Annotated in this window: 14 protein-coding genes and 1 pseudogene; 3 read left to right on the top strand and 12 right to left on the bottom strand. The window is 58.2% G+C overall.

The annotated features are described in order from the left end of the window. Positions 1 to 208 precede the first annotated feature (208 nt). The 10 genes and pseudogenes from VMV64_RS01370 to VMV64_RS01330 all read right to left on the bottom strand — a co-directional run bounded on the left by VMV64_RS01370 (position 209) and on the right by VMV64_RS01330 (position 8,076). On the bottom strand, positions 209 to 730 hold the full coding sequence (locus VMV64_RS01370) for a pentapeptide repeat-containing protein (RefSeq protein WP_325328150.1): 522 nt from the start codon (positions 728 to 730) through the stop codon (positions 209 to 211). A 115-nt stretch (positions 731 to 845) separates the two neighbouring features. Continuing rightward, positions 846 to 2,183 carry an ArsB/NhaD family transporter gene (locus tag VMV64_RS01365; protein WP_325328149.1) on the bottom strand — a complete coding sequence of 446 codons (1,338 nt, stop codon included), beginning with the start codon at positions 2,181 to 2,183 and terminating at the stop codon, positions 846 to 848. Position 2,184: 1 nt separating this feature from the next. Next, positions 2,185 to 2,646, bottom strand: a complete 462-nt coding sequence (locus tag VMV64_RS01360; protein ID WP_325328148.1) for a CBS domain-containing protein — start codon at positions 2,644 to 2,646, stop codon at positions 2,185 to 2,187. Positions 2,647 to 2,687: 41 nt separating this feature from the next. Beyond that, positions 2,688 to 3,092 (bottom strand): hypothetical protein, encoded by a 405-nt coding sequence (locus tag VMV64_RS01355; RefSeq protein WP_325328147.1) that lies wholly within the window; start codon positions 3,090 to 3,092, stop codon positions 2,688 to 2,690. A gap of 173 nt (positions 3,093 to 3,265) precedes the next feature. Continuing rightward, positions 3,266 to 3,901, bottom strand: a complete 636-nt coding sequence (locus VMV64_RS01350; protein ID WP_325328146.1) for a response regulator transcription factor — start codon at positions 3,899 to 3,901, stop codon at positions 3,266 to 3,268. Continuing rightward, complete coding sequence (locus VMV64_RS17325; protein WP_414718809.1) at positions 3,894 to 4,265, bottom strand: sensor histidine kinase; 372 nt, start codon at positions 4,263 to 4,265, stop codon at positions 3,894 to 3,896. Before VMV64_RS17325 ends, VMV64_RS01350 begins: the two co-directional genes overlap by 8 nt. 393 nt (positions 4,266 to 4,658) lie before the next feature. Then, positions 4,659 to 5,480, bottom strand: a pseudogene (locus VMV64_RS17320) (MASE1 domain-containing protein); the annotation flags it as partial. Positions 5,481 to 5,628: 148 nt separating this feature from the next. Next, positions 5,629 to 7,278, bottom strand: coding sequence for a chaperonin GroEL (gene groL / locus VMV64_RS01340; RefSeq protein WP_325328145.1), 1,650 nt, complete (start codon positions 7,276 to 7,278; stop codon positions 5,629 to 5,631). Between the two features lie 27 nt (positions 7,279 to 7,305). Continuing rightward, entirely contained in the window at positions 7,306 to 7,599 is a 294-nt protein-coding gene (gene groES / locus VMV64_RS01335; protein ID WP_325328144.1) for a co-chaperone GroES, read from the bottom strand. A gap of 240 nt (positions 7,600 to 7,839) precedes the next feature. Next, a complete protein-coding gene (locus VMV64_RS01330) occupies positions 7,840 to 8,076 on the bottom strand; it encodes a WGR domain-containing protein (RefSeq protein WP_325328143.1) in 237 nt (78 codons plus the stop codon). 106 nt (positions 8,077 to 8,182) lie between these two features. On the opposite strand from VMV64_RS01330, the gene bioA reads away from it, so the two are divergent. Together bioA and dacB are read left to right on the top strand one after the other, a co-directional pair. Further along, positions 8,183 to 9,487: an adenosylmethionine--8-amino-7-oxononanoate transaminase gene (gene bioA / locus VMV64_RS01325; RefSeq protein ID WP_325328142.1), complete on the top strand. Its 1,305-nt coding sequence runs from the start codon at positions 8,183 to 8,185 to the stop codon at positions 9,485 to 9,487. A 20-nt stretch (positions 9,488 to 9,507) separates the two neighbouring features. Beyond that, positions 9,508 to 10,896, top strand: a complete 1,389-nt coding sequence (gene dacB, locus VMV64_RS01320) for a D-alanyl-D-alanine carboxypeptidase/D-alanyl-D-alanine endopeptidase (protein ID WP_325328141.1) — start codon at positions 9,508 to 9,510, stop codon at positions 10,894 to 10,896. Here the strand turns inward: dacB and fliW are convergent. Further along, positions 10,893 to 11,243, bottom strand: a complete 351-nt coding sequence (gene fliW, locus VMV64_RS01315; RefSeq protein WP_325328140.1) for a flagellar assembly protein FliW — start codon at positions 11,241 to 11,243, stop codon at positions 10,893 to 10,895. The two genes, dacB and fliW, sit on opposite strands and share 4 nt — an antisense overlap. Positions 11,244 to 11,413: 170 nt before the next feature. Continuing rightward, positions 11,414 to 11,983: a bifunctional pyr operon transcriptional regulator/uracil phosphoribosyltransferase PyrR gene (locus VMV64_RS01310; protein WP_325328139.1), complete on the bottom strand. Its 570-nt coding sequence runs from the start codon at positions 11,981 to 11,983 to the stop codon at positions 11,414 to 11,416. A 119-nt stretch (positions 11,984 to 12,102) separates the two neighbouring features. Here VMV64_RS01310 and VMV64_RS01305 point away from each other — a divergent pair, with 119 nt between their 5' ends. After that, a complete protein-coding gene (locus VMV64_RS01305) occupies positions 12,103 to 12,753 on the top strand; it encodes an outer membrane beta-barrel protein (RefSeq protein WP_325328138.1) in 651 nt (216 codons plus the stop codon). Positions 12,754 to 13,010 lie beyond the last annotated feature (257 nt).

Raw genomic sequence — 13,010 nt, 5'->3', positions numbered from 1 at the left:
CCCTAATTTTGTCTTTGCGTTACTCATACAAAATATAGCCCATCTTGGCTTCACGCAAGCGAAAGTCGAAATGGGTTTACAGATTCTATATGGAATCTGGCCGTGCGCTTATGCCAATTTGCAGAGGAAAATCCCAGAAAAAGCCACCCCCTGCAGGGGCGGCAAAGTCCGCTTCGCTACTTTGAGCCGAAACGCATTGCGGCAAGGCTTACTTGCACTTCCCAATCGAACCGCTGGCGCAGGTGCGGCCATCGGTCCAGATGGTTCGCTTGAACAATGCGCCATGCTGGAAAGCGTCATTAAGGTTTGCGCCGGTCAGGTCGGCACGCTTAAAGTTGGCCATCCCGAGCAGAGCCGAAACAAGGCGGGCTGCGCGCAGATTAGCGCTTTCCAGATCGGCACCAGAGAGGTCGGCGCGCTCCAGATTGGCTCCCTCCAGATTGGATTGTTCCATGCTGGCCAGCTTCAGATCGGATTTCACCATGCTGGCGCGTCTTAGGTTGGCACGTTCAAGATTGGCGTTTTCGAGGTCGGCGTTGTCGAGATTGGCTCCTTCCAGATTGGCTTGGCTCAGATTGGTGTTGCGAAGGTGAGCGTATTTTAGTTTTGCGCCCTTGAGATTGGCACCCTTGAGATTGGCGCCACTCATTTCTACCCATTCGAGACTTGCCCCCTCGAGGTTGGCCCCTTCAAGATTCTTGCCTTGCCACATGGCCCAATTCAGCTTCATGCCGGCACACTGCGCGCCCGGAACGGGCTGGCAATCCGTTGAGGCGGCGTGAGAAGGGGCTGCGCAACAGCATGTAAACAAAAATGCAATGCTGAGTTTTTTCATGACCAACTTTCTATAGGTAGCGCAGATAAAGGTAAATGCTGGATACCGCAATACTGGCCAGCATCAGCGGGAAGGCCAGCAGCATGAAGGGCAGAAAGCGGATCGGTTGGCCGGCGCGCTCGGCAAAGCCGGCCACCACCAGGTTGGCGCTTGCCCCGACCAAGCTGCCGTTTCCGCCCAGGCAGGCGCCCAGCGCCAGCGACCACCACAGGGTACTGAGCTGTTCCGCGCTGAACACCGCCCCCATTTTCTGGATGACGGGAATCATGGTGGCGACGAACGGAATGTTGTCGACGACCGCTGAAAATATCGCCGAGGCCCACAGGATGGTAATGGCGGTAGTCGGGAAATCGCCGCCGGTCAGTTCCAGAAGCTTCCCGGCCAGGAGGTCGAGCGCGCCGGCCTTTTCCACGCCGGCTACCACCACGAACAGGCCGACGAAAAAAAAGATTGTTACCCATTCCACTTCGGCCCAGGTGCGATGCGTCTCGTGGGACTGCTCTTCCGAGTTTTTCCCTAGAACGCGCAACAAAAGCAGGAATGCGGCACCGAACATGGCGATGGTGCCGGGTTGCTGGCCAATGTGGTGGGCCATGACGAAGCCGGCGATCACTACCCCGATCACCGCAAGGGATTGCTTGAGCAGGAGGGGATCGGTGATCGCCGCCTTGGCATCGAACGCCATCACTTGCGCCCGGTCCTCCGGCGCAGCGCGCATCTTGCGGCCCCAGATCAGGTAGATCGGGGTTAGAGTGAGGGCGAAGACGATCGCTGCGATCGGCGCCAGGTTCACCACGAAATCGGTGAAGGTCAGCCCGACCGCCGAGCCGATCATGATGTTGGGCGGATCACCGATCAGGGTGGCGGTGCCGCCGATGTTGGAGGCGAAAATGATCGAGAACAGGTAGGGATAGGGCGATATCCTGAGCGAGTCGGTGATGAGCAGGGCCACCGGGACAATCAGGAGCACCGTGGTCACGTTGTCGAGGAGGGCGGAAAAAACTGCGGTAATCACGGACAGCATCACCAGCAGCCCCCACGGATCGGCTTTCACCAATTTCGCCACGCTCACGGCGACATACTGGAACACACCGCTCTTCTGGGTGATCGCCACCAGCACCATCATGCCGGTGAGCAGGCTGATGGTGTTGAAGTCGATGCCGGAGACGGCCTCGCTCTGTTGCAATACGCCGGAGAAGATCATCAATCCGGCGCCCAGCAAGGCGACGATGGATCGGTTGATCTTTTCGGTGACGATGGCGGCGTAGGTCAGCACGAATACGGCGAGCGAAACCGCCAGCGGGCTGAGCCCCAGAAATAACTGGGCGGTGGAAGCGGTGCCGTGCATCTCAGTTCTCCGCCTGCTGAACCAGGTAGGCAAGCATGATGCGCCGGCTCAGCATGCCGCGCAGCTTGCCGTCCTTGCCGATTACCGGCAGTGGGGATGTGTTTTGGCTGAGTAGCAGGGCCGCCTCCAGAATCGGGCAATCCTCTTCCAGCACCGGCACGTTCTTCTCGGCGAATTCGCCTACGTTACGATGCTCCAGGCCATGCAGGTGGGAAGACAGCAGCCGGGTGGCGTCGCCGGCAAATTTCAGGTTTGACAGGCCATGCTCGACCCGGGCACTGGCCGGAATCAGCTCGGAAAGGATGGTCTGGGTGCTGACGATGCCGGCGAATTTGCCAGTGTCATCGCTGAGTGGAAGGTGATTGATGTGCTTTTCCAGCATTAGCTTGAGGGCGTCAAGCAGGCTGGATCCAGGACGTAGTCCGATGGTTGGGGGGCAATAGGGAATGGATTGAATGCTCATAAATAACTTTCTGGATGTGCGGCGATGTCCTGGAGGTATCGCTAACGGCGATCCGGGTGTCCGTCGGCAGGCTCTATGGTGGGTCTGTGCTCCGGTAAGTGCGCACTGCTCAGGTATATCGAGCGCAGGTGCTGTTCGCGGGTGGGCGCTCGGAGGTTTTCAAGCAGGCAAGATTCACAGTGGTAGATTAATGCCCGCTTGATTTTCTGTAGCAAGGAATTGTCGAGATGGTATCCATGGCTCACTAGCCGATTTTCCAGTGCCTCCAGCGTATGCTGGCTCAGATCGTAGCGCACAGACAGGCATCCATCCTCTGTCTCGATACTCGCCTCTAACTGTGCCATCGAATCAAGTAGTTTCAGGGCGCGAGACAGGTTGGGTGGCGGCAGGCTGGAAAAGCAGATGCGACGGACCTTGTGCAATGCCGGGTGGGTGGTTTTTTCCATCTAACCTCCCGTGATTCGTAGGGCCAAAATTTGGCCCGATAAAGCGCTTCGGCCGATGTTTCAAGGCCGTTACCGATACCCAATGATAGTTCCGTGAGGGGGGTGAGAAAATCCGGGATAACACGTAAGCGATGCCCGTAAGGGAATCACTTACTTCGGGGGGAGAGACGGCTTCAGGGTGGGGCAGAGACCAGTCTAGTCGCTTTTTTTCTGATGCTGAGCACCAGGCGGATCAGTTCAGGCAGGCTGCGTGCCTGCATTTTTTCCATCATGCGCGCCTTGTAGACTTCCACGGTGCGCGGGCTAATGCCAAGCTGCCGGGCGATTTCCCGGTTGGGTTCGCCGAGGGTGATTTTTTCCATGACTTCATGCTCGCGGGCCGTGAGTCGGGACATCCGATCCATGATCTCTTGCGCGGCTGCCGCTTCATCACGCTGATTAGCGCTGCGTTCCAGCGCATCGGCGATGGTCGTGATCAGTATCTGGTCATCCAGCGGCTTCTCGAGAAAATCGGCCGCACCAGCTTTCAGTGCGGCACGTGCTGCCGCCACATCGCCATGGCCGGTGATGAAAATAATGGGCAGGACTATCTGGCGGGAAATCAGTTGCTGTTGCAACTCCAGACCGTTCATTCCGACCATGCGGATATCCAGCAGCAGACAGCCATGCCAGTCGGGCTGGCAGGCGGTGAGAAAATCTTCTGCCGAAGCGAAGCTGCGGATTGCATAGCCTTTCAGCCCTAGCAGCAGGGCAAGCGAATCCCTGACGGGTGCATCGTCGTCCACAATGAAAATCGTCGGTTCAGTCATGATTTCCTGTCGGTTTGCTCACCGGCACGCTGAAGCAAAAGCGTGCTCCGGCCGCAAATGATTTGTCCAGCCATATTTTTCCACGATTGGCTTCAACCAGGGAGCGGCTGATAGCCAACCCCAATCCGGTGCCATCGATTTTGCCGGTAGTGAAGGGCTCGAAAACTTGTGGCTGCATTTTCGACGGGATGCCAGGGCCGGTGTCGGAGACGCAGATGCAAATTTCATCCGCCGCCAATACTGAGGCATCGATGATGATTTCCCGGTGAGCGCTCTGGGCTCCGGCAATGGCATCGATGGAATTGTATACCAGGTTCTGGAGCACGGTTTCCAGCTGTACCCGATCCGCTCGGATATCAGGCAATTGATGAGGACAGGAAATGCGTATCGAAATGCTGTGCCGCTCTGCGCGATTCAGCAGAGCAACGATGCCTTCCTGCAGAAAGGACGGTACGGATAACTGTTGGCGCTGAACAATGCCGCCGCGATAGAAGTTGCGCAAGCGGTGGACTACTTGGCCGGCACGGCGGGCTTCGTCAACGGCTTTTTTCATAGTGCCTGTCAGCAAGGCGTGCTGGATTTCTGGCTGGATGAGCAATAGCTGGCAGGAATGAAGATAACTGGTCAGCGCTGAAAGCGGCTGGTTCAGTTCATGTGCCAGGGCGGAAGTCATCTCGCCGGCAGCGGCAAAGCGCAGCGCACGGTCCAGTTCGACTTGCTGCTCGCGCAGCCGGCCTTCCAGCATACGGCGGCTGGTAACAGCCATGCCCAGAAAAAGTCCGGTAATTGCCAGAGCCAGCATGAGTAGTTGAAGTTCGATGACGGCAGCGGCTTTGTGACCGCCGACCTGGACGGCCGCAATCAGGCCTAGTTGCGTTCCGAGTATGGCCAGGGTCGCACCCCTGATGCCGTGTCGCATAGTGATCCAGACCAGGGGAAGAAATAGCAGATAGAAGAATTTGAACTCGTCAGTGAATTCAAGCCCGAAAATCACCCATAGCGCCAATGCTACGCTGGCTGCCTGGGCGGTGGTTTCTCTGGTCGGGCGCCAGCGGATCGTCTTGAGCTGGGCGTGGACGAGCAGCAGGGGGACGATCACCATGATGCCGATCACATCGCCTACCCAGAAACGCAGGATGCTGTCCAGGAATTTACCCGGCGGCACCAGCCCGGCAAAGGTGTAGATGGCGACATAGACCAGGGCTGCCAACAGCGCTCCGGCGAGTGCCACCGCCAGAAACCATGACAGGTCGCGCAGGCTGCGGAATTCGGTGTCGAAGCGCAACGGCCCGAGAAGTAGGGCCGCGGCGCCGCTGTAGCAGGCCGTCAGTGCGAGCGAGGATGCGGCCAGATAGGCGAAGGGCGCCGGAATCTCGCGCACGAAAATTTCCGCCAGCAAGGCGGCGACGAACAAAGCCGGCCATTTTCCCAGTCCGTGCAGCAACAGAAATGCCAGGCTCAATCCTGGCGGTGGGTTCCAGGGCGTGATCGCGAGCGGCAGCAGCGGATGGATATAGCTTACCCAGTCCATGAAAACATAGAGGACAAGATAGCCCGCGAAAAGCGGCCAGGATTTCATCAAGAATCTGCCAGGTTGCTTAAATAAGCCTATTTTAACCCACCATGCAGTTCGCGCGCGTTGGCCAAGCAAGTTTGAATGTTGCGGGGCCATAAAAAAACCCCGCCGAAGCGGGGTTTTCGTTGGACCGGGAAAGCCGGGGGCAAAATTACATCATGCCGCCCATACCACCCATGCCACCCATACCGCCCATGTCACCGCCCATGCCACCGGCCTCTTCCTTAGGCATCTCGGCCACCATGCATTCGGTGGTGAGCATCAGGCCAGCTACGGAAGCCGCGTTCTGCAACGCGTAACGGGTTACTTTGGTGGGATCGAGTACGCCCATTTCCACCATGTCGCCATAGGTATCGTTGGCGGCGTTGAAGCCGTAGTTGCCTTTGCCTTCGGCAACCTTGTTCACCACCACCGACGGCTCGACGCCGGCGTTGGCGACGATCTGGCGCAGTGGCTCTTCCAGGGCGCGCAGCACGATCTTGATGCCGGCATCCTGGTCGGCGTTGTCGCCCTTGATTTTGCCGATGGCGTCACGGGTACGCAGCAGAGCTACGCCGCCGCCGGCGACGATGCCTTCTTCCACCGCAGCGCGGGTGGCGTGCAGGGCATCTTCGACGCGGGCTTTTTTCTCTTTCATCTCGACTTCAGTGGCGGCACCGACCTTGATCACGGCCACACCACCTGCCAGCTTGGCGACGCGCTCTTGCAGCTTCTCGCGGTCGTAGTCGCTGGTGGTTTCTTCGATCTGCTTGCGAACCTGCTTGACGCGGCCTTCGATGTTCTTGTGATCGCCGGCGCCATCGATAACGATGGTTTCATCCTTGCCCACTTCAATGCGCTTGGCTTGGCCCAGTTCGGTCAGCGTGCATTTTTCCAGAGACAGGCCCACTTCCTCGGCGATTACGGTGCCGCCGGTGAGGATGGCGATGTCTTCCAGCATGGCCTTGCGACGGTCGCCGAAGCCAGGCGCTTTAACTGCGCAGGTCTTCAGGATGCCACGGATGTTGTTCACCACCAGAGTGGCCAGCGCTTCGCCATCCACGTCCTCAGCGATGATCAGCAGCGGACGGCCGGCCTTGGCGACTTGCTCCAGTACCGGCAGCAGATCGCGGATGTTGGAGATCTTCTTGTCGTGCAGCAGCACGAAAGGATTTTCCAGCAACGAGATCTGGCGATCCGGGTTGTTGATGAAGTAGGGTGACAGATAGCCGCGGTCGAACTGCATGCCTTCAACCACTTCCAGCTCGTTCTGCAGGCTGGTGCCGTCTTCCACGGTGATCACGCCTTCCTTGCCGACCTTGTCCATGGCTTCGGCGATGATGTCGCCGATGGAACTGTCGGAGTTGGCGGAAATGGAACCCACCTGGGCGATTTCCTTGTTGGTGGTGCAAGGCTTGGAGTTTTTCTTCAGCTCGACGATGCAGGCTTCAACTGCTTTGTCGATGCCGCGCTTCAGGTCCATCGGGTTCATGCCGGCGGAAACGAATTTCATACCTTCGCGCACAATCGCCTGGGCCAATACGGTAGCAGTGGTGGTGCCGTCGCCAGCAACGTCGGAGGTCTTGGAAGCAACTTCCTTCACCATCTGCGCGCCCATGTTCTCGAACTTGTCTTTCAGCTCGATTTCCTTGGCCACGGATACGCCGTCCTTGGTAATCGTCGGGGCGCCGAAGGAGCGCTCCAGCACTACATTGCGGCCTTTCGGGCCGAGGGTGACTTTAACTGCGTTGGCCAGAACGTTGATGCCGGCCACCATGCGGTGACGAACGTCGTCACCGAATCTTACGTCTTTTGCTGACATGTTTTAAATCTCCTAATGCTGAATTTGTTATTTACCTTCGACCACGCCCATGATGTCTTCTTCGCGCATCACCAGCAGTTCCTCGCCTTCAACCTTGACGGTCTGGCCGGAATATTTGCCGAACAGCACCTTGTCGCCGACTTTGACATCCAGCGGACGGACCTTGCCGTCATCGCCCACTTTGCCCTTGCCCACGGCGATGATTTCGCCCTGGTCAGGTTTTTCTGCAGCGGAGTCAGGAATCACGATACCGGAAGCGGTCTTGCGCTCTTCTTCCAGCCGCTTGACAATAACGCGGTCGTGCAACGGACGAATTTTCATTGTTTCAATCTCCTGTCAGGTCTAGGTTAACAAAATAAAATCCGACAAACCGCCTGCGCTGTTTGCCGGTTAAAAAAAATTTCGGGGATGGCGCTGTTAGCACTCATGCCCGACGAGTGCTAATAATAGGGGCTGAGCGCGCTAATTTCAAGGGGAAGAAGGTTTGGATGTCCAACAATTTATCAAAAAGTGGTTATCAGTCGGGAAATTCGCAGCGCCCACAGGTAGAGATTCTACTGATCAGCCGACGGCAACCACGGCATAGCCGTGTACTTCGCGTTCCTCTCCGATGATTTGCAGCCAGGCGCGCAGTTCGTCCGCCGAGTCGACCGGCTGTTTGCGGTGCTGCCGGCTGCGCCGGCCGAGACTGCCCCAGCTGCGGGTGAGCACCAGGTCGCCGAGCAGGTCGTGGCCGAAGGTAACGGCATACCAGCTGTGGCGGTTTTTGTCGTGGTCGTGTTTTTCCCAGTAGAGCATGGTGCAATTATAAAGAAATCTACAGCTTCAGGGCGATCCTAAGGGCGATTCTGCTGTGACATAATGAACGCTATCCAATCCATCTTTCCGGGGCATGCCGCGCTCAATGTCTAACCAGGAATTTCTCCATCGCAGTCTGGCCAGTGTCTGGCATCCCTGCACCCAGATGAAGCAGCACGAGACCTTGCCGCTGGTGCCGATTGCGCGCGGCGAGGGGGTGTGGCTGCACGACTTCGACGGCAAGCGCTATCTCGATGCGGTGAGCTCGTGGTGGGTCAACCTGTTCGGCCACTGCAATCCGCGCATCAATGCGGCGCTGAAGGATCAGTTGGGCAGGCTGGAGCATGTGATGCTGGCCGGTTTTACTCATCAGCCGGTGGTCGAGCTGTCGGAGCGGTTGTCGCGCCTGTCCGGCCTGGGGCATTGTTTCTATGGCTCGGACGGCGCTTCCGCCACCGAGATCGCGCTCAAGATGAGCTTCCACTATTGGCGCAACGCGGGCCGCCCGGCCAAGACCCGCTTCGTCAGCCTGCGAAACGGCTATCACGGCGAAACCGTGGGTGCGCTGTCGGTGACCGATGTGGCGCTGTTCAAGGACACTTATGCGCCGTTGCTACGGGAAAGTGCGCAGGTACCGACGCCCGACTGGCGCTATGCCGAGCCGGGAGAGTCGGCGCGGGATTACGCGCTGCGCTGTGCGGCGGCTTTGCGCGCGCATCTGGAGCATCACCACCAGGAAACCGCTGCCTTGATTCTCGAACCGCTGGTGCAGGGCGCGGCGGGAATGGGGATGTACGATGCCGACTACCTGCGCAAGGCGCGAGCGATCTGCGACGAATTCGAGGTACACCTGATCGCTGATGAAATCGCCGTGGGCTTCGGCCGCACGGGGACGATGTTCGCCCATGAGCAGGCCGGGATAAGACCTGATTTCCTGTGCCTGTCCAAAGGCATCACCGGCGGTTACCTGCCCTTGTCGGTGGTACTGACCACCGATACCGTTTACCAGGCGTTTTACCACAACGATACGGCGCGCGGCTTTCTCCATTCCCATTCCTACACCGGCAACGCGCTGGCTTGCCGCGCGGCGCTGGCGGTGCTGGATATTTTCGAACAGGACGACGTGATTGCGGCCAACCGCGTCAAGGCTGCCCATTTTAACGATATCGCCGTGCCGCTCAAGGCACATCCGCGCGTCAGGAATTTTCGCCATAGCGGCATGATCTGGGCGTTCGAAGTGGCGGACGCCGCACCCGGCTTCGCCCGAAGATTCTTCGAGGAAGGACTGAAGCGCGGCCTGCTGCTGCGCCCGATCGGCAACACGGTCTATTTCATGCCGCCCTATATCATCAACGAAGAGGAAATCCGGATGCTGGTGGCGGGCGCGCTGGAGATTATCGAGGGTTTATGAACAGGATATGGCTTTTACTGATGTTGATGTTGATGTGGACGGTGTCGGTGCAGGCTGCGCCTCTGCCCGCGCCCGTTGCCAAGGCGCTGCGCGAAGCCGGCATCCCCGCCGCCAGCGTCGGCGTGTTTGTTCAGGACGTGGCGGCCAGAAAGCCGCTGATCGCTTACCAGGCCAATCAGTCGATGAGCCCGGCCTCGACCATGAAGCTGGTGACCACGTATGCTGGGCTGGAACTGCTGGGCCCGGCCTATACCTGGAAAACCGAGGTGCTGACGGGCGGGACGGTGGCCGGGGAGGTGCTGAACGGCGACCTGATCATCAAGGGCTATGGCGACCCGGCGCTGACGCTGGAAAGTTTCTGGAACCTGCTGCGCGACGTGCGCAAGCTGGGCATACGCGAAATCCGCGGCAATCTGGTGCTGGACAACAGCTATTTTCAGGCGGCAGGCGGCGATCCGGGCTCTTTCGATAACGAGCCTTACCGTCCTTACAACGTGATGCCCGAGGCGCTACTGGTGAACTTCAAGACCGTCCGCTTCCGCCTCGTGCCGGAAGCGGAGGGCGGCGTGCGCGTCATTGCCGATCCCGATCCGGCCCGGCTGCGCATCGTCAACCGTTTGCTACCGTTTGATGGCCCGTGCAACGATTGGCGTGAGGGTGTCACCACGGAAATCGGCAAGAACGGTAGCGATGCGGTCACGGTGCTGATTAGCGGGGTTTATCCGCGCGCTTGCGGCGAAAAGTCGCTGTACCTTGGCCTGTTCGATAACACCGGCCATGTCGATGCGCTGTTCAGGCAATTGTGGCAGGAGCTGGGCGGCACATTGCAAGGCAGCGTGCGCGAGGGGGGCGCTGCTCCCGGCGCGCTGCTGCTGGCAAGCCGCGAGTCCAGGGCGCTGGCCGAGGTGGTACGCGATATCAACAAGTTCAGCAACAACGTGATGGCGCGCCAGCTGCTGTTGACCATCGGCCGCGAAATCGGCGGCGAAGGTTCGACGCGTGGTGCGGTGCAGGTCGTCGATAAATGGCTGGCGGAGCGGGGTATGGCGTTTCCCGAACTGGAGATCGAGAACGGTTCCGGTCTTTCGCGCACCGAGCGCATTACCCCGGCGCATATGGGCTGGCTGCTGCGGGAGGCTTACCGCGGGCCGCTGATGGCGGAGTTTGTCTCCTCCCTGCCGATCGCGGCGGTGGACGGCACCATGAAGAAACGGCTGCGAGACCATGAAATGGCCGGCCATGCCCATATCAAGACTGGTTCGCTAAATGGGACGAAGGCGATCGCGGGCTATGTGCATGACCGCAAGGGACGTAGCGTGGCGGTGGTGTTCTTCATCAATCACCCCAATGCCAGCGCTGGCCAGGCGGCGCAGGATGCGCTGCTGGAGTGGGTGTACAGCCGGAATTAAGCGGCAGGCTTCTTGCTCTTCAGGGTGACGTCGGCTTCAAGCCCGACCAGTACCTTCTGCATGCCGAGGCGGGCGCGGGTGTTGAGCACGATAGGGCCGTTGATGTTGGCGTTGATATTGGCTTTGGAGTCTGCATCCGGTTGCGGCTTGTAGGCAATGAGCAGAACCGCGATATCTTCCACCTTTTCCATCTGCAGCAGACGCTCTTCCTCATCGGACAGGGCAAATTCGTAGTTCAGGCCGAACACTGCCGGATCAACCAGCGCGAGGGCGACATCCGGTTCGTCGATGGATTGCAGCCAGTGGACCACGACGGGTTGTTCCGGGTTCTCTTCCTGGTGAAACAATTTCTAACAGGTGGAACTTTCAAATCCCGGCATTCCATTGGGGAAGGTCAGGATGCTTTCCGGATCAACTTCCTGCATGCCGAATGGCGTGGAATGAAATTTCATGATTTTTAATTACCTGATGGTATTGGACAAGAATGCAGTGTGATTTGACGGCGCTGTAAAGCGCTTTAGCCTTTGTCTGGCCGCAGCAGGTCGATCCTGAATTCGGGTTCGTAGGGAGGGACGTTGCACTCGATGATGTCTAGCGGCGCAACATCCAGTCGCATGCCGGTGATGTCGGCGCGGATCGGCAGCAGCGTGACGCCGCGGTCCACCAGTACCACGGTGCGTATCTCCAGCGGATTTTTTCTCGCCAGATATTCCACCGCCTTGAGCAGCGAGTGGCCGCGGTAGAGCACGTCGTCCACGACCACTACCGTGGCATTGGTCAGATCCAGGGCAGCCTGTTCGGCGTTTTCGGTCAGCTCGGTTTCTGGATGCAGCAGGGTGAGATCGTCGGCATAGCGCTTGACATGGAGTTTGTACAGCGGCAGGTTGGAGAGGCCGTAATCATGCGCTAGCCGGTCGCGCAGCATTTCCGCCAGGGGCGCGCCGCGGCGCAGGATACCCACGATCACCACGCGCGATCTGCGGGTCAGAAAGCCGGCAGCTTGCATCGCCATATCGCCCAGCACCACTTCCAGTTGAGCAGAGTCATAAAGGCAGGTGCGCATTCCGGATGGTTTTGCGGTCGTCATTGGCTTTCTGCTTAAAACCGGTAAAAAAAGATCATATCCGGAAAATTTTGAACTATAACTAGTATGTGGTTTTTTTTTGCCATTGGTTTTTTATCACAGTTTAATTGAAAGGGAACAAGATGAATGTGAAATTATTGGCTTCCGCTGGGCTGGCGCTTGGGTTGACTGCGGGTTTTATTCCTTTGGCGGCGGCCGATCCTGGTTGGTATGTCGGGCTGAGCGGGGGTCAGAGCAAGGCTGACACCAATGGTGGCGAGCTGGACTCAACATTTAGAAGCTTGGGCTTCACCAGTTCTTCCTCGGTGGACGACAAAGACACCGGCTGGAAGTTGTTCGCCGGTTATCAGTTCAATCCAAATTTTGCGGTAGAAGGCGGGTATGTCGATCTTGGCAAGTTTTCATTCAATACAACCGTTACCGCCGCGCCAGCCGGTTATACAACGGGTAGCTTGAGCGGCAACGTCAAGACAAAAAATGGATTCTTGGTGGACGCAGTGGGCATCTGGCCGGCAACTGACAAGTTTTCAGTGTTTGGCAAGTTAGGGGCGTACAGTATCAAAACCGAGCTGAGCGCATCCGGCCCTTCCGGCTCCGTGAACCAAAGCTCTACCGATAGCGACTTCCACTGGGGGGTCGGCGCAGGCTACGACTTCGACAAGAACATTGGGGCGCGGCTGGAATGGGAGCGATTCAACGATGTCGGCAACAAGGACAAGACCGGCGAGGCTAATGTCGACTTACTGTCTGTCGGTGTTGTTTACAAATTCTGACGCTGGACTTTGAGCAACAAGATCGACCGGAGCGGTGTCCGGTCGATCTTGTTGGGTTCGGCAAGTTGGAGATGGGTCCTAAATGCTCTTCAACTCCATGTGGAGGAGTGCGAGCTTGGCCTTGATGCGTTGCGAAAGTTGAAATGTTCCCCGCGACGGGCGCCCCCTTAATCGCAGTCATCGGCTTGGCGCATGATGCCTGCGGAACATTTGTGGAAGTCGGCGCGGATTTCCTGAAGCAGCGGGTAGACAATTCG

It is taken from the genome of Sulfuricella sp. (genome assembly GCF_035531155.1).
In the GTDB taxonomy this organism is placed as follows: domain Bacteria; phylum Pseudomonadota; class Gammaproteobacteria; order Burkholderiales; family Sulfuricellaceae; genus Sulfuricella.
The sequence above is the reverse complement of the archived record's forward strand: the minus strand, read 5'-3'. Positions and strand labels throughout refer to the sequence as shown.